The organism is Sporofaciens musculi (genome assembly GCF_009830285.1).
GTDB lineage: Bacteria > Bacillota > Clostridia > Lachnospirales > Lachnospiraceae > Sporofaciens > Sporofaciens musculi.
Map to the genome: position 1 here is coordinate 1,942,494 of NZ_WUQX01000001.1, position 25,494 is coordinate 1,967,987.

Genomic DNA, 25,494 nt, shown 5'->3' on the forward strand with positions numbered 1-25,494 from the left:
AAAACAGAATGAAGGGAGGAAATCAAATTGAAACAGGAACAACTTCCGCAGATTCACTTAGTCCGTGATACGGATTTAGGCGTATTTGCCTATGAGCTTCATATCCTGGCCGGTGATTTTCTGCGGGAAAGTGAATTCAATCTGCGCTCACTGGCAGCCAACACCGGGCCGGATTCTATCACTATCATGGGAAAAAAACACATATGGTTCGCTGATGCCCTGTCTGCCTACTATCCCACAGGAGAGCTTTACCGGGTGGCCGCCATGACGGAATACCCCGGTGCCAGGGCTTTCCTGTTCCACACGGAGCGTAAGGAGGACGGACGGCTGTACGGGGATGTCCTGATGATGGACCTTGACACGCTGCGGCAGGACATAGAAAGGAATACCCTCTACCCTTACGGCGTCAGCATGGAATACCGGGACGGCACGAAGGCGGAGGCAGGCATTGAAAAATGGGAGGCGATGGAACTGTACCAAAAGGACGCCCTAAAAAATTGGCGCTATCTCTATGCGCCGGAGCAGGTGACAGAATGGCAGCACTCCTATCTGGACAGATTCAGCCAGTGGAGGGAGCAGGCATTTTCCTATATGCCCCAGGATTTGGAGGAACGGCTGAATACGGAATATATGCTTGCGGCAGAGAACCCGGACACGGATATGTACCGCATACCGCTGGGGACAGCCAAGCAGATGCTCCTTGACGGCGATCCGGTCTACCGCCTCTTTCCCGGAGGACCGGAAAAAGTCGCGCCCATTGCGGCGGTCACAGGACTCTGGTATGAGTTTTACCGGGAGTTCGCCGTTACACCGGAGGATTTGGGCGCGCTTGACCGATTGGTCCGAAGGGAGACGGACCGGATCATGGGAATACGCCCGCAGCCTGATAAATCACAGGAACGCCGCCCTTCCCCGGAGCGGTGATTTTTTATGACAGACTGGAGGTGATAAGGATTGGCGGATAACATACAGCATGAAGATTTCGGGGAAAAGATCGGCGGCGCAAAAAAAGATTTATGGAAGGACCGTGGGCTCGATGTGAACGATCTGGACGTCATGAATGAGCGTGAAGCCGAAAAATTCGTAAAAAAGGATAATATCTGGAAGAAACCGGATTATACGGCCATGCTTGATGACGGGATTCCCCTTGGCGTGGTCTATTTTATCAAAAAGGCGAGGGACGGGCTGAACGCCTCCCCGCAGTATTACCGCAGGGACGACACGCCGGAGAAGCGCCTTGCAAGACAGAAAGAATATATCCAGACGGTACGGGAGCTGCAAAGCGTGGTCTCGGAGGTGCGCACCGTGGAGGACGCAATGGAGGTCTATGACCGTTTCTTTGTGGAGAACGGGTATCTGGAGCAGGTGCAGGGCTGGGGCAGCGGCATCCATTACCAGGCGACGGAGAAGGGCAGGGAGAACCCGGCTATTACAAACAAGCTGTCCAATGCCCTGATGGTCCACTCGGAGAGGTATTTTGAGCGGAATTTCACACAGAAAGCGCAGAAGGAGCAGTTTGGCGTTTCCAAAGACCAGAAGGTGCCGAAAGGTTATGCGATCCATTTCAACGATGGGAAGAATACTTATTCCAAAAATAATGACTGGAAACCTGATACCTGGTATGTGACGAAGGGCTATTCCATCTTACAGACAAGTTTTGAATCGCGGGAGGCTGCCCTGAAATGGGTGCAGGAGCTGGCGAAAGGCCGAAGCAAAAGCGGAAAGACACGGTTTGTGCCTCCCCAGCTCTCCCATGTGCAGCGGACCGGGCCGGATTACAGGAATGGCGCGGAGATCACCGGGCAGCACTACCTTGATACCTTCGGATTCCGCGGCGGAGAGTTCGGGAACTGGATGAACCAGAATGACCGGCAGGCTTCCCTCAACATGGGTTTTGAAGCGCTCAAGGATTTGGCGGCAGCCCTGCAGGTCAGCGATAAAGATATTGCCTATCAGGGAACGCTTGCCATCGCTTTCGGTGCCAGGGGCAGCGGCAACGCCGCGGCCCATTATGAGCCGCTTCGCAAGGTCATCAACCTTACGAAGATGCACGGGGCTGGTTCCCTGGCACATGAATGGTGGCATGGACTTGACGATTACCTTGGCGTAAAAATAGGTGCCAAGGGTTTCCTTTCTGAACAGCCCCGCCTCTATGCCCCATTCCAGAAGCTGATTGAAACCATGAAATATAAACCAGAGACACCGGAGCAGGCGGCGGCCCGTACCGAAGCACAGACGGAACGCACCCGGAAAAATGCGGCAAGCTGGCTGGATTCTGCGGTGCTCGGTTCCCTGAAACGGCATGGCAATGAGGCACAGATGGAAGCCTATGCAGTTCTCAGGGAGGCTTTTTTGTCCGGCGAGACCGGCTCCGTGGAACAGATCAACGCCCTTAAGAAGTCTGTCACCGGGCGGGTGATCCCCAAAAATGAGCGGGAACGGCTGGAAATATTCGAGCACATGCTGTCCGGGATGCAGATGCAGGAGGCACCGCAGATTGGACGGGTGGAAACCGATTTTTACCGGAATTCCGTGCGGATGGGTAAGGAATGTGAAAAGGACGGCGGTTATTGGGACAGCAACACGGAAATGACCGCCAGGGCCTTTGCCTGTTACATCAAAGATAAGCTGCCTTATCAATCAGATTACTTAGCGGGCCACGCAGATTGTGCCGTTACCTTCGTGACAGATAAAAGTGGAGAAATGGAAATCTTGAAAGCCTTCCCAGAGGGAGAGGAACGCAGAGCCATCAATGCGGTATTTGACGAAATTGTGGCGGACCTGAAACGGGAGCAGATACTTACCCATTCGGATGTGACGCTTCCCCTTCCGGTGCAGCCGTTGGCGGAGAATGAGCAGATTTCCATATTTACGGCAGAGAGGCCTTCGGTCATGGCGCAGCTTGCAGCGGCAAAGCCGGCAGAAAAAACGACCCCGGCACAGGCGGCCCCGAAAAAGAGCCATGCGCCGGAGATTTAAGGAGGTGGAAGGATTGGAGGAAAACAAAGATTACCGGGTTCACCGCTCCGGGGATCTGTCGGAAGGCTACAAGCTGCAGGTGGAACATGCGGTATCATGTGAGAACATAGATATTTCACCGTTGATTGCACAAGGGGCAGAAACGATACAGGCCATGCGCCAGGACAGCATTGAGGGAGAAAAGAAAGCCTATGACATCGTAGTGGCTGCAGCAAAGCAATGGGAACAGCAGGCGGCGACCACGCAGCGGCTTGACCGGGCACTGGCATACTTACGCACCCCGGAGGTAAAGCATACAGGGAACAGTTGGCAGCCCTTTTCAAACAACAATGACTGGATGGAGATCAGCAACCGGGTCTATAAGATGTTCTGCCGGATCAGGGAAGAAACCAGATATGACAGGGCGGCAGGGCGGAGCGTCCCGGCTGCCTGGTATGTGACCTGGGATTTGTATTTGAATTCGCCCAGGGAAGGCTACAGCATCCATCTTGCAGGGCAGGACAAGAAACGCTATACGGACAAAGCCGCTGCCGTGAAGTATCTGGATGGGCGGAAGAAAGCCTATTCCCATCTGTTCGCGGAAATTTCGCCGCCTGTCCCCAAAGAGCATGAGAACTGTTTTACAGTCTATGGAGTGCTTCTCCCCGGATATAGTGTTGAGGGCCGGGAGCAGGAAAAAGCAGGGCATACCACCGCTGGCATTTCGGAGGGCGGTATTTCTGCGCCCGGAAAAGAAGAAAAGCCTTCCGTGCTGGGAAAGCTGTCTGCGGCGAGGGAGCAGGAAAAGGCTGCGGCGGAGCCGAAGGCGCCAACTAAAAAGAAGGAGGATATGCAGATTTGAAAGTGTTGATGATAGAGCCTGGGAAAGCGCCTTATGAGGCCGAGCTTGACGGGAGCCTTGAATCCATGCAGGAGGCAGTCGGGGGAGGCATAGAGGGCTACTACCCTTATGCGGAACCTGTTGCGATTGTCTGCAATGATGAAGGGAAAATAAACGGGCTGCCCCTGAACAGGGCAATTTATAATGAGGACGGCGAAATGATTGAGATCATGGCGGGCACCTTTTTCATGGCTGGTCTCGGTGAGGAAAGTTTTACCGACCTTCCCGATTACTTTATGGATCAGTATAAGGAACAGTTCAAATACCCGGAAAAATTTTACCGGCTGGCGGGTGAGATTATTGCGGTGAAGCAGCCCCTCCCGCCAGAGGAAAAGCAGCAGCCGGCCCCTGTCATGGAGAAACCAGACGGGGACGATATAAGGCTTGACGAATCCACGAACCTGGCTTTCGACCTGGATGAATTTTTCAGGCAGAACAGCGGGGCCTATGCAGACCTGTACCTGGATTCCCATGCAGAGAAAGAGCGCATGGCGGACGAGTTGCTTTCAGGAGATACCGGAAAAATCCGCATGAGGCTGGCGGCATTTGAGCGTGAGGAACACATGGAGGGAGAAACAGCGCCGCTTTTAGCGCGTATTTCTTCCTATGAAAAAGAGTACGGGATCAGCACTTATTCTATTTATCAGCTTGACTTATCGGACAATACAGATAACCTCCGTTTTATGTCCCTGGACTGGCTGGAAAGTAAAGGGCTTTCCGTGGATCGGGATCATTACCAGATGGTCTATGCAATGCAGCGGGAACCGGGCGAAACACTGGAGGATATTTACAGGCGGTTCAATATCGACCACCCGGAAGATTTCAGGGGCCATTCCCTTTCCGTTTCCGATGTGGTGGTCCTGCATGAGAATGGTGTGGACGCCGCATATTACATGGACAGTATCGGCTTCAAGGAGCTGCCGGGCTTCTTCGGTGCAGATGCGCCGGAGGCGAAACAGGATGTTTCGGTGCGGAAACAGCTTGACAATGCGAGGAAACAGGCGGCACAGACAGAGCCGAAAATATCGGATAAAAGGCCCAGAGAGCCGGAAAGGAGCTGATAGCTTATGCTGATGGCAGTGGAAGGCTCCTATGCGCTGATGGTGCAGCCGGACGATATTTTGATCTCTCCCCGTGAGGTAGACGAACATTTTGGGACAATGGCCTGCTTCCACTCCCGTTATGCGCTGGGTGACAGCCACAATTACATGGATAAAGATGATTTTCTGCGGGAGATGTATTTAGATACCGTGGGGCATGATGAAGCGGGTCTGAAACGCTATGAACACATGGTGAACATTGTGAGCAGCCGGTTCCGGCACGGTCCAAAGACGGAGGAACGGGCGGTTGATGACGCCATGCTGAAGGTGATCTCCGAAAAATACATTACGCTGCCCCTTTATCTGATGGATCACAGCGGCCTTGCCATGCAGACCACAAGTTTCAATGATCCCTGGGACAGCGGGCAGGTGGGATGGATTTATGTTTCCAAAGAGGATGCGCTGAAGGAATTTTGCGGCCAAAAAATGACCGGCGCCCTTCGGAAAAAGGCGGAGGATCTGATGCGCAGCGAAGTGGCCGCTTATGATTCCTACCTGCGGGGCGAGTGCTACGGCTTTGAGCTTTATAAAAACGGCGAGCTTATGGATAGCTGCTGGGGCTTCACGGGCGACCTGGACGATGCCTGTAAGGATATGGCTGAATATATCCCGGAGGGCTGTAAGGATATGGTGACGCATTTAGAGGAACAGAGCCACCCGGCGACCATCATTAAAACGCTTCTGAAACATGCGAAAATCCAGGTGGATCAGGCGGCAAAAGCCTTTGAACATGCCCCGCGCCAGCAGGTGATCGGGGATGTCCGTTAAACAGGTATTTCCTATTTATATTTACAGATTTTATCAGGAAGGAGGATGCACATGCAGGAAGAATTGGAACAGCGGACCGTTTCGGTCTCCATCCAGGCGGCGAAGCTGTCCGGGCGGGTGCTGCGGTCTGCGATTGCCACGGTACTCCGTAAAATGGAACAGGAACGCACTACCCCGAAAGTCGGGCAAAACAGTATGAAACGGCTGACCTACAAAGACCCCGGAGTCAATACCATTGAAGTGTCTGGCAGAATCCGCTCCTTTGAGCGGTATGCTCGGAAACACCAAGTCCGCTACCATATAGAAAAAGAGTTGGGGACCGATCCCCCGAAGTGGACGGTCTATTTCAAAGCGAACCAGGCGGACGCGCTGACAGCAGCCTTTAAGGAATATACCCAAAAAGACCTTGCCCGGAGCACCAGGCCGTCGCTGCTCTCCCAGCTTCATAAATTCAAGGAGCTGGCGCAGGCGCTTGGCCGTGACCGGGTAAAGAACAAGGAACACGGAGGGCCGGAACGATGAAGATAGATACCGATGCCCTGAAAAAGCAGGTGATCCTCCATCTGCCCTATCTCTTGTTCCTTCTGGTCTTTGCGAAGCTGGGCGAGGCGGTGCGCCTTGCCCCCGGAGCAGACGCCTCACAGAAATTGTTAGGGCTTTCCGAAGGCTTCTCACTGGCTTTTCAGAGTATGTGGCCCGGCGCGGCGCTGGACTGGCTGGTGGGATTATGCGGTGCGGTGATCGTGCGGATGGCGGTATATATGAAAGGGAAAAATGCAAAAAAATACCGCAAGGATGTGGAGTACGGTTCTGCACGTTGGGGAAATAAAACAGATATAGCTCCTTTTATGGACCCGAAACCGGAAAACAACATCATCCTGACACAGACCGAGGGGCTTATGATGTCCGGCAGGCCGAAAAATCCGGCCCATGCCCGCAATAAGAATGTGCTGGTAGTCGGCGGTTCCGGCTCCGGCAAAACGAGATTTTTTATTAAACCCAACCTCATGCAGCTCCATAGCTCGTATGTCGTTACCGATCCGAACAGATAAGTATAATAAGGTTATAGGGAAGCGCGCACCCTCAAAGAAAGGAGGTTACACACCATGAAGAAGCAGGCAGAGAAAGACAAACTCACCGCCCTATACGAAAGACTCTCACATGACGATGAACGGGCAGGGGAATCCGTGAGCATTGAGAACCAAAAACGGATTTTAGAGGACTACGCAAGGAAAAACGGTTTTACCAATATCCGGCATTTTACCGATGACGGAATCCGGGGAACTACTTTCAAGCGTCCGGGGCTGGACGCTATGTTAGACGAAATCCGGGCGGGGAACGTGGCAACGGTTATCATCAAAGACCAGAGCCGAATCGGGCGTGACGTGGTTGAAGTGGGGCTTTTAAAGCGCACCTTTGACGAGTACCATGTGCGTTTTATCGCCGCAAATGACAACCTTGACACCGCCAACGGCTTTGATATTATGTCTATCTTCCGTGACGTGATAAACGAGTGGTATGTTGCCGACACCAGCCGCAAAATCAAGGCTGTTTTCAAGTCCAGAATGGAAAAAGGCTTGCGCTGTTCTGGTAGTGTCTGCTATGGCTACCGCGCTTCCAAAGAAGAAAAAGGCGAGTGGATAATTGACGAGGAAGCCGCCGCCGTTGTGCGCCGTATCTTCCAGAGCGTCCTTGCCGGGGAAACCGTAGCCAGCATAGCAAAAGCACTCCGCACCGAGAAAATCCCTATCCCGTCCGAGCATTGGAAACGGACAGGCGAGCCAGTCCGGGCGGCAAAATACACAGACCCCTACGCATGGTCAGCCACCACTATCGGCTACATACTGAAACGCCCGGAATATATGGGGCGCAAGGTACTGGGGAAAACCGTATGCGAGAACTACAAGACCAAGAGCAGCCGCAAGACCACGCCGGAGGAACAATATATCTTTGAGGGCGCAATCCCCGCCATTGTGGACGTGGAAACGTGGCAGACCGTACAGAAGATACGGGAAACCGTGCGCCGCGCCCCGAAGCGGCAGAACGCCCCGAACCGTTTGACCGGGCTTTTATACTGCGCCGACTGCGGCTCAAAACTCACACACCGCTACAACCTTGTGCAAGGAAAATGGATTGAGGACGCTTTTATCTGCTCCGGCTACCGCCACTTAATCCATGACTGCACCATGCACCATATCCCCACGGCGAAGATTGAAGCCGCTATCCTTGCCGTTATCCAGCGTGTGAGCTGGTATGTGCGGCACAATGAAAAGGAGTTTACAGAACGTGTCCGGGAAGCGTCCGACCAGAACCAAGAAAAAACCGTTAAAGAGTGCAGACAGAAAATCAACAAGGCACAGAAGCGGCATAGAGAGCTTGACGGGCTTGTAAAAAAGCTGTACGAGGGCAACGCCACGGGCAAGATACCCGACAAGCATTTTACCCGGCTTCTTGCTGAATATGACGAGGAACAGACCGGGCTGGAAACGTCCATAGCGGAATGGCAAAGGCAGATTGAAAGCTGGAACGCTGATAAGCTGAAAACAGACCAGTTTATCCAGCTTGTGAAACGCTATACCGACTTCTCCGAATTGACAACGCCCATGCTCAACGAGTTTATCGAGAAAGTGATTGTGCATGAGGGCGAGGGGCGGGGGAATGACCGCCACCAGCGGATAGACATTTATTTAAACTTTATCGGCGCATTTGAAGTACCCGCCCATATCGTCACCCCGGCAGAGGTAGAGGAACAACGCCGCCAGCAGGAGGAACAGGCGGCAAAGGAAGCCCGGTCAAAGGAGCTTGAAAAGGCACGGTATGAGAAACGCAAGGCAGAGAAACGGGCATTTACCGAAAGGAAGAAAGCGGGGCTTCTCACGCCGGAGGAACAGGAAGCGGAGGAAAAACGGCTTGCACATAACCGGGAGTGGCAAAAGGAATGGCGGGAGAAACGAAAAGCCACAGAGCCGCCCAAGCCGCCTAAGAAGAAATCACTAAAGGAGCTTATGGAGATTGAAAAGACCGGGGCAGAACTTACGCCGGAGGAAGCGGAACGGCTTGCGGAACACCGCCGGAAAAAAGCCGCACAGCATAAGGCGTGGCGCGAAAGGCAGAAAGCCGGACAGCCAAAAACAAGGACACTCAAAGAGCTTGCCGCCGCCCAGAAAGAGGGGGAAGCCCTAACGCCGGAAGAAACAGAACGGCTGGAAGCCCATAAGAGCCGGAAGAAAATCGCAAGGGAAAAACTGGTACAGCAAGCCGAAACCGACCCGGCAGCGGCGGCAGAACTGGCAAAGAAGCGGGCATATCAATCCGAAGCCACCAAGAAATCCCGGCAGAAAATGTATGAGGAAGCCGCCACAGGAAACCCCGAAGCGGTAGAACGCTATGAGAATTACCTTGCCGCAAGGAGGGAAGCATACCACAGGAAAAAACAGGAAATCACCGCCGAGAAAACAGAGCAAAGCGCATAGCCGCCCTCTCTGAATATCAAAAGACGGAAAAGCAAGGGCGCATTGTGGAAATGTGCATAACAGGCTATGGAATCATGGATAACTCTATTCACAGCACATGGAAAAGCTAAAGAGCAGCTTTCCCACGTCCTGCAAACAGAGTTACCCACAATTCCATAAGACAGCCAGTTATACACATTACCAGCAATGCCGACTACTACGGAATCCCTCTCATTCATACATCAATATTACCTACAATAATGCTGATGTAATTCGTATATCTTTTGTTTTATTAGCTCCACAAGTTCTGGTGGTTCTAAGACAGTTGCGTTGTTTCCAAATGACAGGAAGTAATTGGCAACCCAATCCAAAGTTGCATGACGTATTTTCATGTCGATTATACCACCGCCTGTTGGGAATGTTTTTAATCCCCTTGCCAGTAAAAATTCAGTTTCGCAGCGTTTAGCACCTATATCTGTTAGCTTAATTTTTATGTGGTAATCATTTCCGATTTCTAACCTTTCGAGATATTCTTGAATGGACGCAGGAACAGGAAATTTCCCTTTAGGATATGGTTTTTCCTCTATTATTTCCTTTATACGGTCAATACGGAACTCTCTGATTTGATTAGCAACGGTGCAATATGCAGGGCAATACCAAAGCCCATTCATAGCATATAGCCCAATCGGTATAATTGTGCGTATACTTTCAGAATGTGTTGATGAATACTGTATTGTTGCTGAATGGTGATTAACGACAATATGAAACATTGGTTTAAGTAGTGGTGAATCGCAATGCCTGTCTGGAATCCAAAATACTACACTATTTTGAATTTGTGTAATACTGCTTTGTATATCTAAGGGCAGACAGTTCAAAAATTTTTTCAAAACAGATATTGTTTCCTGTTCAAAAGGTAAATCGTGATAGAATTTCAAGGCTTGACAGGCAAAGAATATAGCTTTGGCTTCATTCTCTGAAAAAGTGATAGGCGGCAAAATGCGCTCTTTCAAGATGTGATACCCGCCAGCAGCACCGACTTCGGAATAAAGGGGGAATCCAGCCTGTTCTAATTCTTGCAAATCACGGAGTATTGTTCGCTTTGACACAGAAAATTCTTTTGCTAATTCGCCTACTGTAAAATCCTTTTTGGCATTTATCGTTATCATCATTTCAATAAGCCGTTCTGCTTTTGACATTTTTAAAAACTCCTTTCCGAATGGTGACAGCCGTTGTCACTATTCCATGATAGACTATCTATGTACCAAATGCAATATGATACTCAAACGAAAGGACAAGATGTTATGAATAAAAACGTGATTGAAATGGTTATTTTTCAGACAAACCAAGAAGTGACCGAGGAACATTTTTTACGAATGTATCACAAATTGAATGAGGTGCTTGAAAAAGATATTGCCGGATTTGTAAAACGGTCATTAACAAAGGATTTAAAGCAGGATAAATGGGTTGAAATGATTTGGTGGGCATCAATGGAGGCAGCACAGGGGGCTTTGGAAAAGTTGCCGCAGGTTACGGAATTTCAGGAGTATTGTTCTGCTTTAGCAGACGAGGGAACAATGATGTTCCATTTGGAGGAAATGGCATGACACCAAACGATATTCTTTCCTACTGCCAGTCTAATTTGAAAGATGTTGTATTAGTAGAAAGTTGGGGAGAACGAGGGATTTTTTATAATCCAAACGGAGTTTTGAAACGGGGAGTATATGTTTTAACTGTTAAAGAAAAAGACGGTGATAATGATAAAGGCTCTATGTTGAACCGTGATAATGTATATCGTGTGAATGTCGGTTTAAGGAAACAGACCTTTATTAAAAAATTTGGGTATATTCCAGAGCGTCCGCCTGCTGGAAAAATCGTAAAAATGGATTATGATTTTACCATTTTAGATACCATTATTCCCCACCCTGTCTACGCATGGATGAGCTGGGCATGTGTTTTAAATCCCTCTGATAAGACCTTTGAGGATTTCAAGGCAATGATACAAGAATCTTATGATTTTGCAAAAGAAAAATTCAACAAAAGAAAAAAGTAAATAATGCAACAGAAGTGGCGACAGTTCAATGCTGCCGCCCTCTGATTTATAAATGCAACTGTAAACCATGCAGCACCCCATGTGGGAGAAAGGGGGAAATTTCTATGGATTGCACAGAAGCATACAGGGAACACATCATGTATTCTTTTAATGGTTTCTGCAAAGTCGTCATACGCTATGCCGCCATCAACGCATGGCGCGACAGGAACAGGCGGCGGCAAAAAGAAATATCCTTTGAATACCTCACAGAAGAAAAGTTCTACCCTCTAAGCACATCAGACGAATTTCTCAAATCACCTTACGAACAATACCCCGTTACAATCTGCGGTCAGACAATCATCCTCACCAATGGGGAGCTTGCCGCCGCCCTGTTATCCCTGCCGGAGAAAAAGAGGGAAATCATTTACCTTTACTTTTTCGGGAATTACACACAGCAGGAAATCGCGGATTTATACGGGCATTGCAAGAGTACGGCGTGGCATTATATCCACAGCGCATTACAGATGTTGCAGAAAGAAATGGAGGGATTTTCACATGGGGAATACTAACCTTGTGCCGTATGAAACCATTGTCCGGGCGACAAACGGCGAGCCGGAAGCCGTGGACGAGGTTTTACGGCATTACAGCAAACGAATCCGCTTTGCCGCCCTTGAAAACGGGCACGTCAACACAGACACTGAGGACAGCATAAAACGGCGGCTTATTACTGCCCTGTTCCAGTTCCGCTTTGACTGAAAAAGGCGGCATGACAGGAGGTGAGGGTTGTCGGGAAAATAGCCATGCTGATATTCAATGATACCGAGGAAAAAGCGGTTGAGAAAGCCATAGCTGCCCTTGCGGATATGATACCGTTGGAAACCATACAGCCGCCCCGTTCTCCGGCACTTACTTTTCCGGGATTGGAAATAAGACTGTACCAACGCCGGGTACTGAAAAACGGCACAGACATTTCTCTCACCCGTCTGGAATACGGCGCACTCTGCTATCTTGCCGCCAGTCCGGGGAGGGTATTCACAAAGGCGCAAATCTTTGAAGCCGTGTGGAGTATGGAAAGCGAAAGCTGCCAGTCAAACGTGGCAAATGTGATATGCAATCTACGGAAAAAGATAGAGCCGGACAGCAGGAATCCCACTTACATAAAAACCGTTTTAGGCATAGGCTACAAGTTTGCTTCCGGGGAATAACAACAGGATAACCGCCGCTATTGGCGAAGATACGAAACAGGAAATCAAGGAAAAAGGTTTCCTGTTTTTTTACGCCTATTTTGCTTATTTCCGGCTTTTCTGCATGGGAAAATACCGCCGCAAAACTGGCAGAATCCACGCCATGCAAGCCGGGGGAAAACGGCAAAAGCCAGCACAGCGCAGTCCGTCAGTTACTAAGAGCAAGATTCTACCACAGTACCAAATTTCGCTAATCGCTCATTTTGTCCTGCGGGAATCTTGTTGGGGTTGCCACCCCAAGCCCGCCTTTTGCGGCTTGCGCCGCTTGAAAAAATCCACCCATGAAAGGAGGTTCACAGCCATGAAAAGATACAACACGCCCCACCGAAGCCGGGTAATCAAAACACGCTTGACCGAGGAAGAATATGCCGAGTTTTCCGAGCGTGTCACCCTCTGCAAAATGAGCCAAGCCGAGTTTATCCGGCAAGCCCTAATTAAGTCAAGTATACGCCCGGTTATCACCGTTTCCCCGGTCAATGATGAACTGCTTTCTGCCGTTGGGAAACTCACAGCCGAGTACGGGAAAATCGGCGGCAACTTGAACCAGATTGCCCGCTGTCTGAACGAGTACGGCGCACCTTATAACGCCCTCTCCCAAGAAGTGCGAGCCGCCATAGCCGAGCTTGCCGCCTTGAAGTTTGAAGTCTTGCAGAAAGTAGGTGAATCCGTTGGCAACATTCAAACATATCAGCTCTAAAAATGCCGATTACGGAGCTGCCGAGCAGTACCTAACCTTTGAGCATGACGAGTTTACCATGAAGCCCACCCTTGATGAAAATGGGCGGCTTGTTCTCCGTGACGATTACCGCATTTCCTCTCTGAATTGCGGTGATGAAGATTTTGCAATCGCCTGTATGCGCTCCAATCTGAAATACGGCAAGAACCAGAAACGGGAGGACGTAAAGAGCCACCACTACATTATCAGTTTTGACCCCCGTGACGCACCAGACAACGGCTTGACCGTAGACCGGGCGCAAGTGTTGGGCGAGGAATTTTGCAAGACGCATTTTCCCGGACACCAAGCCCTTGTCTGCACCCACCCGGACGGGCATAACCACAGCGGCAACATTCATGTGCATATCGTAATCAATTCTTTGCGGATTGCGGAAGTGCCGCTATTGCCCTACATGGAAAGACCAGCCGACACAAGGGAGGGCTGCAAGCACCGCTGTACAGACGCAGCTATGGAATACTTCAAAGCGGAAGTCATGGAGATGTGCCACCGGGAAAACCTCTATCAGATTGACTTGCTGAACGGGAGCAAGAACCGAGTTACCGAGCGTGAGTATTGGGCGAAGCGGAAAGGACAAGCCGCACTGGATAAAGAGAACGCTTCCCTTGCCGCCATAGGAGAGCCGCCCCAACTTACGAAATTTGAAACGGACAAGGAGAAGTTACGGCGCACGATACGCACCGCCCTGTCCTCTGCCGTTTCCTTTGAGGACTTCTCCGGGAAGCTGTTACAGCAAGGCGTGACCGTCAAGGAGAGCCGGGGGCGGCTATCCTATCTCATGCCGGACAGGACGAAGCCCATCACCGCCCGGAAATTAGGTGATGATTTTGACCGTGCCGCCGTGCTGGAAGCACTCACCATAAACGCACAGAACGCCGCCAGAGCTGCCGAAAAGCCCATACCCAAACAGGAATACCCCCGCAGCATAAAAGACCGCTTACAGCATGGCAAAGCCGCTATAAACGCACCGAAACAGGACAGCGTACAGCGCATGGTAGACCGGGAAGCCAAGCTAGCCGAGGGCAAGGGCATAGGATATGACCGCTGGGCGGCTGTCCACAATCTAAAGCAAATGGCGGCTACCATGAGCGTTTACGAGGAATCCGGCTTTTCTTCCCCGGAAGAACTGGAAGCCGCCCTTGCCGCCGCCAGCGCGGAGCTGTCAAACGTCCATGCGGAACTGAAAGCCGTGGAAAGCACTTTGCGGGAGAAAAAGGACTTACAGAAACAGCTATTGGCGTACATCAAGACCAAGCCAGCCCGTGACGGGCTGAAAGCACAGAAAACAGAGAAAGCCCGCAAAAACTACCGGGAGCAGCACGAAAGCGAATTTATCATTTCCGAATCTGCCGCCCGGTATTTCAAGGCAAAGGGAATCTCCAAGCTGCCAGTGTCCAAAGCATTACAGACCGAGATTGAGCAGCTTACCAAAGAGAAGAACAGCCTTTACAACGAGTACCGGGAGAAGAAAGCAAGCGTCCGGGAATTGCAGACCGTAAAGGGCAACCTTGACAAAATATTGCGCCGGGAGCCGGAACGGGGAAAGGGGCGGGAAAATGAACGGTAAACGCCCCTACATGGACTACCCACAGTACAGAGCCGCCCGCCGCCTTGTGCATGAGTGCTGTAACTACGATAACGGCAACTGTATTGTGCTGGATAACGGCGAGCCTTGTGTATGCGTCCAGAGTATCAGCTATTCGCTTCTCTGCCGCTGGTTCATTGCCGCCGTGCTTCCCCTTGACTGGAAACTGGAAGCCGCCCTACTCCACCGGGCAGAACTGAAACGCTGTACCGAGTGCGGCGGTCAGTTTCTCCCAAAATCCAACCGGGGGAAATACTGCCCCGATTGTGCCGGACGCATGAAAAGAACCAGAGCCGCACAGCGTAAGCGGAAACAGAGGGGGAAATGTCACGCTTTAGAAAATACAAAACCCCCGTAAATCAAGGCTTCCCGGCTACTGCTCAACGGGTATGCGGTACATTTATCCTTTACCCCCGGAAAAGCCGTTTTAAATGCGTAACAGAAGCCACAGACAGGAGGCGAAAACCATAACCGAATACATTACAGCCAACACCACAATGCCGCCCTTTTTCCCCTATCCCCGATTTCTGCTGAAAATGGACTTGTCACAGACTGCAAAGCTGCTCTATGCGCTGCTCCTTGACCGTTCCACCCTCTCACAGAAGAACGGCTGGCAGGACAATGAGGGCAGGACGTATATTGTCTACCCCATAGCAGAGATAGCGGAAATACTGGATAAAAGCACCATGACAATACAGAACTCCCTAAAAGAACTGGATATTGCCGGGCTTTTAGAGAGGGAACGCCGGGGATTTTCCGCGCCGAACCGCCTTTATGTGAAAGTGCCGGAAGTAGTAAAGGTTTCTTTAGATATGACACAAAGAAATCTTGATGTCAGTCCTAAAGAAAACTGTACATCAGACACAAAGAAAACTTTACCTATGATACAAAGAAAACTTTACCCTAACCAACTAAATATAAACAAACTAAAAGAGAGCCAACGAATGGGAGCGAGTGGAGAGCCGCCCGCACCCTATGGCAAATACCAGAATGTTTTCCTCACTGAAAGCGAATATGCGGAGCTGAAGCAGGAATACCCGGACTGCCTTGAACGGCTTATCGAGGAAATGAGCCGGTATATTGCTTCCAGCGGGAATGACTATGTAAGCCATGCCGCCACGCTTTACAGGTGGGCGGACAGGGAGAAAAAGGAGAACCCGAAAAAGGGAATCCCCGATTATTCTTTCAAAGAGGGCGAGAGCCTTTGACAGCGGAGATAAAACGCCCCATAAACAGGGCGTGAATAAGACCATGAACAAGGAGGACGATTTTATGTGTGATTATGATAACGCTATTTTCCGGCTTGCCACAGAAACAGAGCCAGAGCCGGAGGACTACATGGGCGAGGACGGGCTTTTATATTGCGGGAGCTGCCGCCAGCCCAAAGAAGCCTATTTCACCGAGGGAAAGGGGCTTTTCGGACGTGACCGACACCCGAAAGAATGTGACTGCCAGCGCAAACGCCGGGAAAAGCAGGAAGCCGCCGACCGGGAGCGCAAGCACCGCGACACCGTGGAAGAACTGAAACGCCGGGGATTTTCCAACGCCGCCATGCGCCAGTGGACTTTTGAAAATGACAACGGCAAATGCCCCCAAATGGATAAGGCTTTATTCTATGCGGCGAACTGGGAGGAAATGAAAGCGGAAAATATCGGCTATCTGCTATGGGGCAAGGTAGGCACAGGCAAGAGCTATTTTGCCGGGTGTATCGCCAACGCCCTTATGGAGCGTGAGATTTCCGTGTGCATGACAAATTTTGCCTTGATACTCAATGACCTTGCCGCCAGCTACAAGGGCAGGAACGAATACATAGACCGCCTTTGCCGCTTCCCTCTGCTTATCCTTGACGATTTCGGCATGGAGCGCGGCACGGAATACGGGCTTGAACAGGTTTACAACGTGGTTGACAGCCGATACCGAAGCCGGAAGCCGCTAATTGTCACAACGAATTTGACGCTGGAGGAATTACAGCACCCGGAGGACACCGCCCATGCCCGGATTTATGACCGTCTGCTTGAAATGTGCTGCCCTGTCTGCATTACCGGGGAGAACATCAGGAAAGCCACAGCACAGGGGAAAATGGAACGGTTAAGGGGATTGATGAACGGAAAGGAGAGCCTATGAACCATGACACCAGCAAGACCAGCCGCACCGCCGCCCCTCTGGACGTGAAGCCCGACCTTGTGAAGCGGATAGGGAATACCACCTTTGACATACATATCCATTTCAGCGAAACGAGCCGGGAAACCTTTACGGACAAGGTAGTGCGGCTTATTGAGAATGACAAGGACAGTGTAACCAACTGAAAAGAAGATACACTTTTTCTTATTCCCTACTTGACATTACCAAAAGGTACGGTCTTGATAGAGGTGGGAAAGCTGTTAAGCCGCGGTGCGCCAAAGCTGGACAAGGACGGAAAACCGGTAAAGGGGAAGGATGGGAAAACCGTGTATGAGCCTTATAAGATCAAGGTATTCAATACGATCAATTTCTCAAAAAGTATGCACTATAACCCTTTTGCCTACATTCACAACGAGAAGGATATTCTGAAACTGGTGACGGTGCTGATCGCAAACACCAAAGGGGAAGGAAAATCCGGCGACGACTTCTGGGTCAAGGCCGAGACTTTGCTTTACACGGCATTGATCGGCTATATTTATTATGAGGCCCCGGCAGACGAGCAGAATTTTTCCACTCTTGTAGAAATGATAAATGCAATGGAGGTCCGGGAGGATGACGAGACCTTCAAAAATGCCGTTGACCTTCTCTTTGATGCGCTGGAGCAGAAAGACCCGGACCACTTCGCCCTCCGGCAGTATAAGAAATACAAACTTGCGGCGGGCAAGACCGCAAAATCTATCCTTATTTCCTGCGGTGCCAGGTTAGCGCCGTTTGATATTAAGGAAGTGAGGGAGATTACCATGTATGACGAGCTGGAGCTTGATCTGGTCGGGGACAGGAAAACGGCGCTGTTCTTTATTATCAGTGATACGGATGCGACGTTCAATTTCCTTGTCAGTATGGCCTATACGCAGTTGTTCAACCTGCTGTGTGAGCGTGCCGATGACAAGTACGGTGGCAGGCTGCCGGTACATGTGCGGTGCCTGATCGACGAGGCCGCCAATATCGGGCAGATTCCAAACCTGGAAAAGCTGATGGCAACGATCCGTTCCAGGGAGATTTCGGCCTGTCTGGTCCTGCAGGCGCAGAGCCAGTTAAAGGCGCTTTATAAGGATAACATGGACACCATCATCGGCAACTGTGACGCTTCCCTTTTCCTGGGAGGCAAGGAAGAGACCACTCTGAAAAGCTGGAATTCCCTGCTTGGGAAAGAGACCATCGACATGTATAACACCAGCGTCACCAAAGGCAATCAGGAATCCCACGGCCAGAACTTCCAGAAGTTAGGAAAGGACCTGATGTCGGTGGACGAGCTGGCCGTGATGGACGGCGGGAAATGCCTGCTGCAGATCAGAGGCGTGCGTCCTTTCCTCTCCCGGAAATATGATATTACCAGACACCCAAATTACCGGCTGCTTTCCGATTTCAATGAGAAGAACGCTTTTGACATTGAGAAATTTTTATCTACAAAAATGCCGGTGCGTCCCGGCGAGCTGTACCGCAATTATGAAATCACAACCGGAGATTTGGAACAGGAAATACAAACTGCATAATGCTGTCTCTGCCTGTCTGGTTTTCTTGTGCGGTATTATTGACAAAGCCTGTCATACGCTGTAAGATAGACATGTAAAAATTAAATAGAAAAGGTGATGAAACTCCGGCATATTTGATGCCATAAAATCGGTGGCATGGGTATGACTGGAAAAGAGTAGATAGAATCAATTCAATAGGTAAAAACAAGCTGTTTCGGCAGTTTATTTTGTATACCTATATTTGATTTTATTTTACTCTTAACTGTTTTCATCATTGGAAAGATAAGTCGTAGAGTAAAATCTGCGGCTTTTTCTTTTCCCATCAAGAAAGGAGAAAACAATTATGTTAGACAGTATGCGTATGGCTTTAGAAAAACCGCCCCTTTATAAAAAGTCAGAGGGTGCCTTTTGGAATGATGAGTATATTTCAAAGCAAATGCTGAAAGCCCACCTTGATCCCCAATTTGAGGGTGCAAGCAGAAAATTGGATTTTATTGAAAGGTCTGTCGCATGGATAAAGGAGCTTGTGGCCCCGATTTGCTATCCCACACTTCTTGATATTGGGTGTGGGCCAGGGATATATGCGGAAAGATTTACAAAAGAGGGCTATCAGGTAACAGGCATTGATTTTTCAAAAAGGTCAATAGACTATGCACTGGAATCTGCATTACGGCAGGAATTAAGTATTACATATCTGTTTCAAGATTATTTGCAAATGAATTTAAAAAAAGATTTTGATTTTGGAACAATGATATATTGTGACTATGGAGCATTATCAACATCTGACAGGCAGATTATTATGAGAAACGTGTATCAGCACTTAAAATACGGTGGGAAATTTCTGTTAGACGTTTTCGGAACAGCAAAATATGAATCTTTCACTGAAAGTCAAACATGGAAATTCTGTAATCATAACGGCTTTTGGCGTGAGGGGAGTTACCTTGAACTTAATGGATTATATAAATATCCCGATAATGTGACATTAGAGAAGACATCTATTATTTCAGATAATGAAATAAATACCTATTACATTTGGAATACATGTTTTACAAAAGAAACATTGATTAAGGAGGTAAAAGAAGCTGGCTTTAAGGTATGCGGCATTTTTGGTGATGTAGCAGGCAGTCCATATAACAAAGACAGTTTCACGATTGCAATACTTTTAGAAAAATAATCTAATTATGCGGTCATGGCTAGAAATTTGAAAGCTCAAACCACATAATACTGTCCCTGCCTGTCAAAGTGCTAGGACTTAGTTTTGACCACTCTGAAAGGAGGTTCTTTTGAGGATTCGTGCCCCTCCCCTGACAACTGAATACTTTCCAGGTACGCCCTGGACTATGCCGCCCCTGTGCTTTATGTAAATTTTCCTGAAGCACAGGGGCGTTTTTTCGTTTCCGGCCTGAAACGGCCACACTACAAAAACATGATTTCTTAAATTAAAGGAGGAACTATATGGCTTTTTTTGCAAGTGCGATTGATACCCTGAAAATCCTGGTTATTGCTCTGGGCGCCGGCCTCGGCGCATGGGGCGTCATCAACCTTCTGGAAGGTTATGGCAATGACAACCCTGGGGCAAAATCCCAGGGCATGAAACAGGTCATGGCTAATTAGAGGTAATCAAAAGAGGAAAGGAAAAGCACAATCCAGACGGAACCGGCGATACCGTCAAGAAATATTTGTGAGTTAGCAAGAATCCTGATATAATGGGTACAAACGCCCATCCGGGGCAGAAAGGCAGGGAGAAAAATGCACATCAGCTACAAACCGCTCTGGCACACACTGATAGAGCGAAACATGAGGAAAGAGGATTTAAGGCTTGCCGCTGGACTGACCACAAATATGATTGCCAATATGGGCAAAGGGAAACATATCAGTATGGAAACGCTGACAAAGATTTGCGAAACCCTGAATTGTGGCATATTAGATGTAATTGAATTGGAACAAGAAAAAGATTTTGCAGATAAAGCAGAATGACAAAATAGGAGTATCTCAAATATGTCACGTTTTGAGATACTCCTATTTGTTTTCCATATCGTCCGACACATACTCCATAATGTCCTCAATCCTGCAATCAAGAATCCGGCACAGGTTGTTCAGAATCATGGTTTTGACAACCATATTTTTCCGAAGCCTGTGGAGTTGGGCTTTATCAATGCCATAGTCCTTGATTAGTTTGTACTGGCTGATACCTTTTTCTTTCAATGTGTCCCATAACCGGTCATATTTTATCATTCTATCACTTCCTTCCTCTTGTATTTTAAGCTGTGTCGTTCTATAATGATATGGTGCGTGTATGTTCCCTATTTATGCAAATCTGGGAATCAGAACGCAACAAATCCAAAGGAGGGCAAAGAGGAATGGAACTGGATTATTTTAAGGACAAACTTTTTGATTTATTGAATGACAGCGAGGAAATGGGGATTATCGACCTGAATGCTGATGAGAGGAACAATCTGTTCATTGTCAGGACAGAGGACGGGAATGTATTTGAAATCGTATGCCGGAAGGCAGCGGGAAAGGAGGACGGATGGACGACCGCAAACTGACCGTATGCTATGGACGTGGCAATTACAAGCAATCTCCGCCGCAGATTCTTTTACAAGGTAAGTGGCTGGAACAGGCTGGATTCTCCGCAGGGGACAAAATCACCGTGAAATGCCAGCAGGGGCAGCTTATCATCACAAAAAACGGGAAAAGAGCAGATTCAACAGAATAATGTTTATGACACAATGATTTTTTCGGAAAATCTATTCCCTCTGGAAAGTGACTGCGGTATAATGGAGCTATCGACAAATCTGAATTTGAGGAGGTGTTTTATGTTTAATGAAATATGCATATATGAAGCGAAATTAACCAAATTAGATGAAATAGAAGAACTAATGAAAGAAGTTGCCGAATTTTATTTACAACAAGATGGGGTCATTGATGTACATTATATAAAACGTACTCATCGACAAAAAGATTTTAATGCGGTTAAAGAGGGGGAATTGCCTGTTCGACTCACGAGAAATGTAGGCAAGGTAACATATGTGTTGTATTGGGTGTTAGAAAATGAAGAAGCTCATGCAAGAGTATCTAAACTTGGTATAGAGAAGTTTTACAAACGTTGGAACAGATGTTTAACTACAATGCCTAAAATAATTTTGGGTGAGAATATCGTCTAACCACAAATTCCAGTTTGTGCGCTTAAAAATTGAATCAGAACCACCCAAAATGCCGTTGCATGGAAAAATCCCAAGCAACGGCATTTCCTTATCTCCGCTTCATCCTGCTCAACGGCGAATCCTTATATGCCGGAGTTTTCTTCATAACATTCTTCAAAACCGTGCGCTCCTGCTCCGACAGCTTCTCATACCGGATTTGTAGCTGCGTACACATCAGGGCAGTGAACACATCCAGATAGGAACCCGGCACGGCCAGCGCCTTCTTTGCGTCCCTGATTAGCTTTATGCCATTGGAGCCGTCCGGCGCACTGTCCGTATCGTCCTTGTGCGCTTCCCTTATGGCATGGAGGATAGTGTCCCAAGTCCGGTGCGTGACCTGACAGAAATAATCTTCTTCCTGTACCTGCATGGCTTCCAACGCCTTTAACGCAGCATCTTCCTCCGCCTGCTGATATTGGGAAAGGACTTGCCCCCGCAGGACTTCCAGAAGGCTGTTGAAGTTTTGAAAGTGGGCGGTTGCCACACCATCCACATAAATCTCCGTGTCCGTCATCAGGGTAACAAAATCCTCATGTGTGGCAATCTCACACAGCAGCCGGTTGTTGATACGCCCGCTTTTCAACAGCTCCACCATGCTGTCACTCAAATGCAGCTCCGTAAGTTCCATGCCCGGATGGTTCCGGTTCTCTGTCAGGCAGAGCAGGTAATCCGTTGACACGCTGTAAAATTTTGCCAGCTCCACAAGGTTTTTGTGGCTGATTTCCTTGAGTTCGTCATTCTCATAGCTTCCCAAGGCTGATTTGGAAATCTTTGTAGCCGCCGCCAGTTCCTCTAATTTTAAATGCCGCTCCGTCCTTAAATCCTTTAACCGCTCCTGAATCGTTATCCCCTGTTTCATGGCTTCCTGCTCCTTCCCTGCGGCCAGCTTTTGCCGCCATCCCCATTGTACCACATATCCATGCCGGGCGCATTTCCCTTTGTGATTCTTTTCAAAGGCGCAAAATGCGCTTTTGATTTGCCCGGATTTTCAGAAGTGCAAAATGCACATCTGATTTTGCACCCGTCCGGCAGAAAGCCTTTTCCGCAATCGTGGAATTTTTCAGATTTTGGGCTTTATTCCTGATTCGTGGACATACGGCACATGGTACAAAAATGTCATATGATATAGGCAGTTCATCGATGGATTATTCCAATCGAATGACCGGCCTGTATGGGATATGCTCCCCGGCGATGTAACGCAACGACTTCCGGCAGGGAAACGGAGGAACCCTGACCGCAACGAGCGTACCAAGGAGAGCGAAACGCCGCCAAAGACGGGGGCAGGAACGACAGCAGAGGGAACCGGCAAAATGAACACCGAAACGATACCGAAACACAACAATTTCACGGGGCATAGTCTGCCCTGCCCGTAATACCAAGGGGGATTTTGGGGCGGCTCTACGGCTGTATTTCTTCTGAAAATCGCCCCGAAACGATACACAAAAAACCACTGCCCGCCCATTCCGGCTGTACCTGCTGAATCGGGCGGTTTTTCTATGGAGGAGGCACTATGCCGAGAATGTCAAAGAAGTTGAAGAAAGAGCTTGCTTTCTTCCTGAACGACCGGGGGCGCAGAAGCTACAACGGACTTTGCCGGAAATGCCAGCATGGGTGCAAGCAGAGTTTCCGGGCTGTCATTATCGACTGCCCCCACTACCTATCCAAACGAGCCAAAAGGAGGACACCATCCAATGAATTGTGAATTTATGATAGCCAGTACGCCCCTGCCGCCCTGTATGCCGCTCCCAAAGGCAATGCTCCGGCTTCCGGTCAGCAACACGGCAAAGGTCATGTATGCCCGCCTGCTGGAAGAAATCCTGACAAGGGGAACCGAGGACAGCAACGGGATTCTGTTCATCCGCTTCCCCGTCATGGAGATAGCGGCGGCACTCTCCCGAAGCCCCCAGACCTGCAAGCGTTCCCTGAATGAGTTAGAACAGGCGGGAATGATTATGCGTGTCCGCCAGGGAATCGGGGAGGTCAGCCACATCTATATCCTGCTCCCGAAGGAGGACGCTGCCCATGAATGAGAAGCTGGAAAAACTGAATCAGGAGATTGAAAAGACCGAAGCCAGACTGCGGCGGGCGCAGCATAAGGAGAAAATGCTGGAACACCAGATAAAGACCCTGAACCGGAAGGAACGGACGCACCGGCTCTGCACCAGAGGGGCAATGCTGGAAAGCCATCTCCCCCACCCGGAAGCCGTGACGGATGAACAGGTCAGCACCATTTTAAAAGTATTGTTCCACCGGAGCGACACCAAATGTCTTTTGGAACAGGTTCTTGCAGAAAACCAGAAGGAGGATATGAAATGAAATTTTCAAAAATGAGCTGAATGTTATTTGCCAAAATGCCGCACCGACCAAGGCGGAAACTCTTGCAGGCATAAAAGAAATCGTATCGGTAACAGCGGATTTAATGACAAAGTTAATCATGGAGAACGCCATCCGAAGACTGGAACGAATACCAGAACCAGAGTGCAGCCAGTTTATTGCCAGTGTAAAAGCACAGTTCCCGACAGAACAAAACAACAATTCTATCCGTCAGCGGCTTGCGGTGGCAAAAGCACAGGAACAGATTTTACAGGGGCATGACCTGTCAGGAAAAGAACGGTTCCGCCCGGAAACCCGCCACATGATTATGGTGGAAGTACAGAAACAATGCTTTGTTGGCTTTAAAGGGGAGCGGTTCCGCTTTTATCTCTCCGATGAAGGCTACAGGAACGCAAAGCGCAGCGAGCAGGAGGGAGAAATCAAAATAAAAAGCCATGCCGCCGTTGTTGACGGAAAGCTCTATCCAGATAAGAAACCGAAACAGCAGGAACGGTAAAAATGCGTGTTCAAAAATCAAAGTGCGCCGGGCGCGTCTTGATTTTTGCCGGGAAGTTTTAACGTGGACGAGCCGGGCGCGTTCACGTTGACGGCTTCCAAAATGACAAGCTGGAAAATCCCCCTCTGAAAGAGGGCGCAATTATACACCACTTAGGGAAGTGGTGCATTGCGCCCTGCCGGGAGCGTCCTGCGGACAGCAGATGATTTTCGTAGATTTTCAATCTGCTCCAATCATCACAGGGGAAGCTACCCTTCCCCTGCGCTGGCTCCGCCAGCTACCCCTTTGTAGACTTGCCGCCCGGAACTACCTTGCGTTGAAAACTATTTCCGTCCGACAAGTTTTCCGAAATTCAGCTACACTTTTTCAATGGGACAGCGTATAATGGAGTTAGTGAAAAATCGGAATTAACCAAGCTGAAAGGAGAACGGATATGGAACTAAAACTCATTAGATTAGAGGAATTACATATAGATACATTAACTAAAATAATGGAGCGGGCTTTTGATGAAGATACAAGAATACATCTTGGTAAGGAAAAAGGCGGACCAGATGGATATAACAATGGAGAGTTTTTAAGAAAATGGGGATTACATAACGATTCTTCTTCATATTGTATTTCTCTAAATGAACAGTTGATTGGTGGAGTAATCTTGTGGATAAATGAAAATAATCACAACTTTCTGGGGAATATTTTTATTGACCCGGCTTATGAAAATCAGGGATTGGGAATAAAGGTGTGGAATATGATTGAAAAATTATATCCTGATACAGAGATTTGGGAAACAGAAACACCTATTTTTTCGAGTAGAAATCATAATTTCTATGTCAATAAGTGCGGGTTTCATATTGTTAAAATTGATAATCCTAAAAACAGGTTAGAAGGTCAGTATAAAATGCAGAAAGTGATGAAATAAAGTTTAACAACTTTCGGTTTGTCGAACTAACAGCCTATCAAAGAACTAAATAACCCGCCGCCCACCAGCGGCACACCCAAGCAGGAAATCTGAAAAGGTATCCTGCTATTTTTTTGCCC

34 protein-coding genes and 2 pseudogenes are annotated in these 25,494 nt (G+C 48.9%); 33 read left to right on the top strand and 3 right to left on the bottom strand.

What is annotated here, in order from left to right:
* The first annotated feature begins 27 nt into the window (after window positions 1–27).
* The 8 genes and pseudogenes from GN277_RS09595 to GN277_RS09630 all read left to right on the top strand — a co-directional run bounded on the left by GN277_RS09595 (window position 28) and on the right by GN277_RS09630 (window position 9,200).
* Window positions 28–924, top strand: a complete 897-nt coding sequence (locus GN277_RS09595; RefSeq protein ID WP_159750867.1) for a hypothetical protein — start codon at window positions 28–30, stop codon at window positions 922–924.
* Between the two features lie 30 nt (window positions 925–954).
* Entirely contained in the window at window positions 955–2,979 is a 2,025-nt protein-coding gene (locus GN277_RS09600) for an LPD1 domain-containing protein (protein ID WP_159750868.1), read from the top strand.
* Between the two features lie 4 nt (window positions 2,980–2,983).
* Entirely contained in the window at window positions 2,984–3,820 is an 837-nt protein-coding gene (locus tag GN277_RS09605) for a hypothetical protein (protein WP_330587487.1), read from the top strand.
* 2 nt (window positions 3,821–3,822) lie between these two features.
* Window positions 3,823–4,920, top strand: a complete 1,098-nt coding sequence (locus GN277_RS09610; RefSeq protein WP_244324966.1) for a DUF3846 domain-containing protein — start codon at window positions 3,823–3,825, stop codon at window positions 4,918–4,920.
* Window positions 4,921–4,926: 6 nt separating this feature from the next.
* Window positions 4,927–5,727, top strand: a complete 801-nt coding sequence (locus tag GN277_RS09615; protein WP_159750871.1) for a hypothetical protein — start codon at window positions 4,927–4,929, stop codon at window positions 5,725–5,727.
* A gap of 51 nt (window positions 5,728–5,778) precedes the next feature.
* Window positions 5,779–6,249, top strand: coding sequence for a PcfB family protein (locus GN277_RS09620; protein ID WP_159750872.1), 471 nt, complete (start codon window positions 5,779–5,781; stop codon window positions 6,247–6,249).
* A pseudogene (locus GN277_RS09625) lies at window positions 6,246–6,770 on the top strand (type IV secretory system conjugative DNA transfer family protein); the annotation flags it as partial. The gene GN277_RS09620 and the pseudogene GN277_RS09625, both read left to right, overlap by 4 nt.
* Window positions 6,771–6,833: 63 nt before the next feature.
* The gene (locus tag GN277_RS09630) at window positions 6,834–9,200 is read left to right on the top strand and encodes a recombinase family protein (protein WP_159750874.1); all 2,367 of its coding nucleotides are present in this window, start codon (window positions 6,834–6,836) and stop codon (window positions 9,198–9,200) included.
* A 227-nt stretch (window positions 9,201–9,427) separates the two neighbouring features.
* On the opposite strand, the gene GN277_RS09635 is transcribed toward GN277_RS09630, so the two are convergent.
* A complete protein-coding gene (locus GN277_RS09635) occupies window positions 9,428–10,375 on the bottom strand; it encodes a helix-turn-helix transcriptional regulator (protein ID WP_159750875.1) in 948 nt (315 codons plus the stop codon).
* 105 nt (window positions 10,376–10,480) lie between these two features.
* Between GN277_RS09635 and GN277_RS09640 the strand changes: the two genes are divergently transcribed.
* The 16 genes and pseudogenes from GN277_RS09640 to GN277_RS09715 all read left to right on the top strand — a co-directional run bounded on the left by GN277_RS09640 (window position 10,481) and on the right by GN277_RS09715 (window position 20,400).
* Window positions 10,481–10,783, top strand: coding sequence for a hypothetical protein (locus tag GN277_RS09640; protein WP_147413095.1), 303 nt, complete (start codon window positions 10,481–10,483; stop codon window positions 10,781–10,783).
* A 35-nt stretch (window positions 10,784–10,818) separates the two neighbouring features.
* Window positions 10,819–11,229, top strand: coding sequence for a DUF6194 family protein (locus GN277_RS09645; RefSeq protein ID WP_330587188.1), 411 nt, complete (start codon window positions 10,819–10,821; stop codon window positions 11,227–11,229).
* A 104-nt stretch (window positions 11,230–11,333) separates the two neighbouring features.
* Window positions 11,334–11,777 carry an RNA polymerase sigma factor gene (locus GN277_RS09650; RefSeq protein WP_159750877.1) on the top strand — a complete coding sequence of 148 codons (444 nt, stop codon included), beginning with the start codon at window positions 11,334–11,336 and terminating at the stop codon, window positions 11,775–11,777.
* Window positions 11,764–11,964 (top strand): helix-turn-helix domain-containing protein, encoded by a 201-nt coding sequence (locus tag GN277_RS09655; RefSeq protein WP_016289817.1) that lies wholly within the window; start codon window positions 11,764–11,766, stop codon window positions 11,962–11,964. Before GN277_RS09650 ends, GN277_RS09655 begins: the two co-directional genes overlap by 14 nt.
* A 44-nt stretch (window positions 11,965–12,008) precedes the next feature.
* Window positions 12,009–12,413, top strand: a complete 405-nt coding sequence (locus GN277_RS09660) for a winged helix-turn-helix domain-containing protein (protein WP_159750878.1) — start codon at window positions 12,009–12,011, stop codon at window positions 12,411–12,413.
* Between the two features lie 20 nt (window positions 12,414–12,433).
* Entirely contained in the window at window positions 12,434–12,646 is a 213-nt protein-coding gene (locus GN277_RS09665; RefSeq protein ID WP_159750879.1) for a hypothetical protein, read from the top strand.
* Window positions 12,647–12,753: 107 nt separating this feature from the next.
* Complete coding sequence (locus GN277_RS09670) at window positions 12,754–13,149, top strand: plasmid mobilization protein (RefSeq protein WP_159750880.1); 396 nt, start codon at window positions 12,754–12,756, stop codon at window positions 13,147–13,149.
* Window positions 13,121–14,752 carry a relaxase/mobilization nuclease domain-containing protein gene (locus GN277_RS09675; protein ID WP_159750881.1) on the top strand — a complete coding sequence of 544 codons (1,632 nt, stop codon included), beginning with the start codon at window positions 13,121–13,123 and terminating at the stop codon, window positions 14,750–14,752. The genes GN277_RS09670 and GN277_RS09675 overlap by 29 nt, the downstream gene beginning before the upstream one ends.
* The gene (locus GN277_RS09680) at window positions 14,742–15,128 is read left to right on the top strand and encodes a cysteine-rich VLP domain-containing protein (RefSeq protein WP_159750882.1); all 387 of its coding nucleotides are present in this window, start codon (window positions 14,742–14,744) and stop codon (window positions 15,126–15,128) included. Before GN277_RS09675 ends, GN277_RS09680 begins: the two co-directional genes overlap by 11 nt.
* Before the next feature lie 73 nt (window positions 15,129–15,201).
* Window positions 15,202–15,978 carry a replication initiator protein A gene (locus GN277_RS09685; RefSeq protein ID WP_159750883.1) on the top strand — a complete coding sequence of 259 codons (777 nt, stop codon included), beginning with the start codon at window positions 15,202–15,204 and terminating at the stop codon, window positions 15,976–15,978.
* A 64-nt stretch (window positions 15,979–16,042) separates the two neighbouring features.
* On the top strand, window positions 16,043–16,894 hold the full coding sequence (locus GN277_RS09690) for an ATP-binding protein (protein ID WP_159756553.1): 852 nt from the start codon (window positions 16,043–16,045) through the stop codon (window positions 16,892–16,894).
* Entirely contained in the window at window positions 16,891–17,076 is a 186-nt protein-coding gene (locus GN277_RS09695) for a transposon-encoded TnpW family protein (protein ID WP_057572172.1), read from the top strand. The genes GN277_RS09690 and GN277_RS09695 overlap by 4 nt, the downstream gene beginning before the upstream one ends.
* Window positions 17,077–17,106: 30 nt before the next feature.
* Window positions 17,107–18,444, top strand: a pseudogene (locus GN277_RS09700) (VirD4-like conjugal transfer protein, CD1115 family); the annotation flags it as partial.
* Window positions 18,445–18,766: 322 nt separating this feature from the next.
* Window positions 18,767–19,597: a class I SAM-dependent methyltransferase gene (locus GN277_RS09705; RefSeq protein WP_159750884.1), complete on the top strand. Its 831-nt coding sequence runs from the start codon at window positions 18,767–18,769 to the stop codon at window positions 19,595–19,597.
* A gap of 281 nt (window positions 19,598–19,878) precedes the next feature.
* The gene (locus GN277_RS09710; protein WP_084415108.1) at window positions 19,879–20,037 is read left to right on the top strand and encodes a Maff2 family mobile element protein; all 159 of its coding nucleotides are present in this window, start codon (window positions 19,879–19,881) and stop codon (window positions 20,035–20,037) included.
* Window positions 20,038–20,172: 135 nt separating this feature from the next.
* The gene (locus tag GN277_RS09715) at window positions 20,173–20,400 is read left to right on the top strand and encodes a helix-turn-helix domain-containing protein (RefSeq protein WP_004080809.1); all 228 of its coding nucleotides are present in this window, start codon (window positions 20,173–20,175) and stop codon (window positions 20,398–20,400) included.
* Window positions 20,401–20,442: 42 nt separating this feature from the next.
* On the opposite strand, the gene GN277_RS09720 is transcribed toward GN277_RS09715, so the two are convergent.
* On the bottom strand, window positions 20,443–20,658 hold the full coding sequence (locus tag GN277_RS09720) for a helix-turn-helix domain-containing protein (protein WP_004080811.1): 216 nt from the start codon (window positions 20,656–20,658) through the stop codon (window positions 20,443–20,445).
* 125 nt (window positions 20,659–20,783) lie between these two features.
* Here GN277_RS09720 and GN277_RS09725 point away from each other — a divergent pair, with 125 nt between their 5' ends.
* The 3 genes from GN277_RS09725 to GN277_RS09735 all read left to right on the top strand — a co-directional run bounded on the left by GN277_RS09725 (window position 20,784) and on the right by GN277_RS09735 (window position 21,590).
* The gene (locus tag GN277_RS09725; protein WP_004080812.1) at window positions 20,784–20,972 is read left to right on the top strand and encodes a hypothetical protein; all 189 of its coding nucleotides are present in this window, start codon (window positions 20,784–20,786) and stop codon (window positions 20,970–20,972) included.
* Window positions 20,924–21,142 carry a SymE family type I addiction module toxin gene (locus GN277_RS09730; RefSeq protein WP_120475368.1) on the top strand — a complete coding sequence of 73 codons (219 nt, stop codon included), beginning with the start codon at window positions 20,924–20,926 and terminating at the stop codon, window positions 21,140–21,142. Before GN277_RS09725 ends, GN277_RS09730 begins: the two co-directional genes overlap by 49 nt.
* 100 nt (window positions 21,143–21,242) lie before the next feature.
* Window positions 21,243–21,590 carry a hypothetical protein gene (locus tag GN277_RS09735; protein WP_103240839.1) on the top strand — a complete coding sequence of 116 codons (348 nt, stop codon included), beginning with the start codon at window positions 21,243–21,245 and terminating at the stop codon, window positions 21,588–21,590.
* 88 nt (window positions 21,591–21,678) lie between these two features.
* Here GN277_RS09735 and GN277_RS09740 read toward each other — a convergent pair whose 3' ends face one another.
* Window positions 21,679–22,488: a helix-turn-helix domain-containing protein gene (locus GN277_RS09740; RefSeq protein ID WP_120475371.1), complete on the bottom strand. Its 810-nt coding sequence runs from the start codon at window positions 22,486–22,488 to the stop codon at window positions 21,679–21,681.
* A gap of 319 nt (window positions 22,489–22,807) precedes the next feature.
* On the opposite strand from GN277_RS09740, the gene GN277_RS09745 reads away from it, so the two are divergent.
* The 6 genes from GN277_RS09745 (at window position 22,808) to GN277_RS09770 (ending at window position 25,375) form a co-directional block, all read left to right on the top strand.
* Window positions 22,808–23,002: a hypothetical protein gene (locus GN277_RS09745; protein ID WP_159749058.1), complete on the top strand. Its 195-nt coding sequence runs from the start codon at window positions 22,808–22,810 to the stop codon at window positions 23,000–23,002.
* Window positions 23,003–23,139: 137 nt separating this feature from the next.
* Window positions 23,140–23,331, top strand: coding sequence for a hypothetical protein (locus tag GN277_RS09750; RefSeq protein ID WP_044903452.1), 192 nt, complete (start codon window positions 23,140–23,142; stop codon window positions 23,329–23,331).
* Entirely contained in the window at window positions 23,321–23,659 is a 339-nt protein-coding gene (locus GN277_RS09755; RefSeq protein WP_159750885.1) for a cyclic nucleotide-binding domain-containing protein, read from the top strand. The genes GN277_RS09750 and GN277_RS09755 overlap by 11 nt, the downstream gene beginning before the upstream one ends.
* Window positions 23,652–23,945 carry a DUF3847 domain-containing protein gene (locus GN277_RS09760; protein WP_004054629.1) on the top strand — a complete coding sequence of 98 codons (294 nt, stop codon included), beginning with the start codon at window positions 23,652–23,654 and terminating at the stop codon, window positions 23,943–23,945. Before GN277_RS09755 ends, GN277_RS09760 begins: the two co-directional genes overlap by 8 nt.
* Window position 23,946: 1 nt before the next feature.
* Complete coding sequence (locus GN277_RS09765; RefSeq protein ID WP_159756559.1) at window positions 23,947–24,459, top strand: DUF5720 family protein; 513 nt, start codon at window positions 23,947–23,949, stop codon at window positions 24,457–24,459.
* A 433-nt stretch (window positions 24,460–24,892) separates the two neighbouring features.
* The gene (locus GN277_RS09770) at window positions 24,893–25,375 is read left to right on the top strand and encodes a GNAT family N-acetyltransferase (RefSeq protein WP_016222938.1); all 483 of its coding nucleotides are present in this window, start codon (window positions 24,893–24,895) and stop codon (window positions 25,373–25,375) included.
* Window positions 25,376–25,494: the final 119 nt, after the last annotated feature.

Bases quoted from the DNA above. Each gene is read 5' to 3' on its own strand.
- GN277_RS09650 (WP_159750877.1), top strand. From the start codon at position 11,334: ATGGATTGCACAGAAGCATACAGGGAACACATCATGTATTCTTTTAAT.
- GN277_RS09670 (WP_159750880.1), top strand. From the start codon at position 12,754: ATGAAAAGATACAACACGCCCCACCGAAGCCGGGTAATCAAAACACGC.
- GN277_RS09730 (WP_120475368.1), top strand. From the start codon at position 20,924: ATGCCGGAAGGCAGCGGGAAAGGAGGACGGATGGACGACCGCAAACTG.
- GN277_RS09620 (WP_159750872.1), top strand. From the start codon at position 5,779: ATGCAGGAAGAATTGGAACAGCGGACCGTTTCGGTCTCCATCCAGGCG.
- GN277_RS09755 (WP_159750885.1), top strand. From the start codon at position 23,321: ATGAATTGTGAATTTATGATAGCCAGTACGCCCCTGCCGCCCTGTATG.
- GN277_RS09695 (WP_057572172.1), top strand. From the start codon at position 16,891: ATGAACCATGACACCAGCAAGACCAGCCGCACCGCCGCCCCTCTGGAC.
- GN277_RS09770 (WP_016222938.1), top strand. From the start codon at position 24,893: ATGGAACTAAAACTCATTAGATTAGAGGAATTACATATAGATACATTA.
- GN277_RS09630 (WP_159750874.1), top strand. From the start codon at position 6,834: ATGAAGAAGCAGGCAGAGAAAGACAAACTCACCGCCCTATACGAAAGA.
- GN277_RS09720 (WP_004080811.1), bottom strand. From the start codon at position 20,658: ATGATAAAATATGACCGGTTATGGGACACATTGAAAGAAAAAGGTATC.
- GN277_RS09615 (WP_159750871.1), top strand. From the start codon at position 4,927: ATGCTGATGGCAGTGGAAGGCTCCTATGCGCTGATGGTGCAGCCGGAC.
- GN277_RS09715 (WP_004080809.1), top strand. From the start codon at position 20,173: ATGCACATCAGCTACAAACCGCTCTGGCACACACTGATAGAGCGAAAC.
- GN277_RS09705 (WP_159750884.1), top strand. From the start codon at position 18,767: ATGTTAGACAGTATGCGTATGGCTTTAGAAAAACCGCCCCTTTATAAA.
- GN277_RS09690 (WP_159756553.1), top strand. From the start codon at position 16,043: ATGTGTGATTATGATAACGCTATTTTCCGGCTTGCCACAGAAACAGAG.
- GN277_RS09725 (WP_004080812.1), top strand. From the start codon at position 20,784: ATGGAACTGGATTATTTTAAGGACAAACTTTTTGATTTATTGAATGAC.
- GN277_RS09740 (WP_120475371.1), bottom strand. From the start codon at position 22,488: ATGAAACAGGGGATAACGATTCAGGAGCGGTTAAAGGATTTAAGGACG.
- GN277_RS09660 (WP_159750878.1), top strand. From the start codon at position 12,009: ATGCTGATATTCAATGATACCGAGGAAAAAGCGGTTGAGAAAGCCATA.
- GN277_RS09760 (WP_004054629.1), top strand. From the start codon at position 23,652: ATGAATGAGAAGCTGGAAAAACTGAATCAGGAGATTGAAAAGACCGAA.
- GN277_RS09735 (WP_103240839.1), top strand. From the start codon at position 21,243: ATGTTTAATGAAATATGCATATATGAAGCGAAATTAACCAAATTAGAT.
- GN277_RS09745 (WP_159749058.1), top strand. From the start codon at position 22,808: ATGCTCCCCGGCGATGTAACGCAACGACTTCCGGCAGGGAAACGGAGG.
- GN277_RS09685 (WP_159750883.1), top strand. From the start codon at position 15,202: ATGCGTAACAGAAGCCACAGACAGGAGGCGAAAACCATAACCGAATAC.
- GN277_RS09710 (WP_084415108.1), top strand. From the start codon at position 19,879: ATGGCTTTTTTTGCAAGTGCGATTGATACCCTGAAAATCCTGGTTATT.
- GN277_RS09655 (WP_016289817.1), top strand. From the start codon at position 11,764: ATGGGGAATACTAACCTTGTGCCGTATGAAACCATTGTCCGGGCGACA.
- GN277_RS09640 (WP_147413095.1), top strand. From the start codon at position 10,481: ATGAATAAAAACGTGATTGAAATGGTTATTTTTCAGACAAACCAAGAA.
- GN277_RS09750 (WP_044903452.1), top strand. From the start codon at position 23,140: ATGCCGAGAATGTCAAAGAAGTTGAAGAAAGAGCTTGCTTTCTTCCTG.
- GN277_RS09680 (WP_159750882.1), top strand. From the start codon at position 14,742: ATGAACGGTAAACGCCCCTACATGGACTACCCACAGTACAGAGCCGCC.
- GN277_RS09635 (WP_159750875.1), bottom strand. From the start codon at position 10,375: ATGTCAAAAGCAGAACGGCTTATTGAAATGATGATAACGATAAATGCC.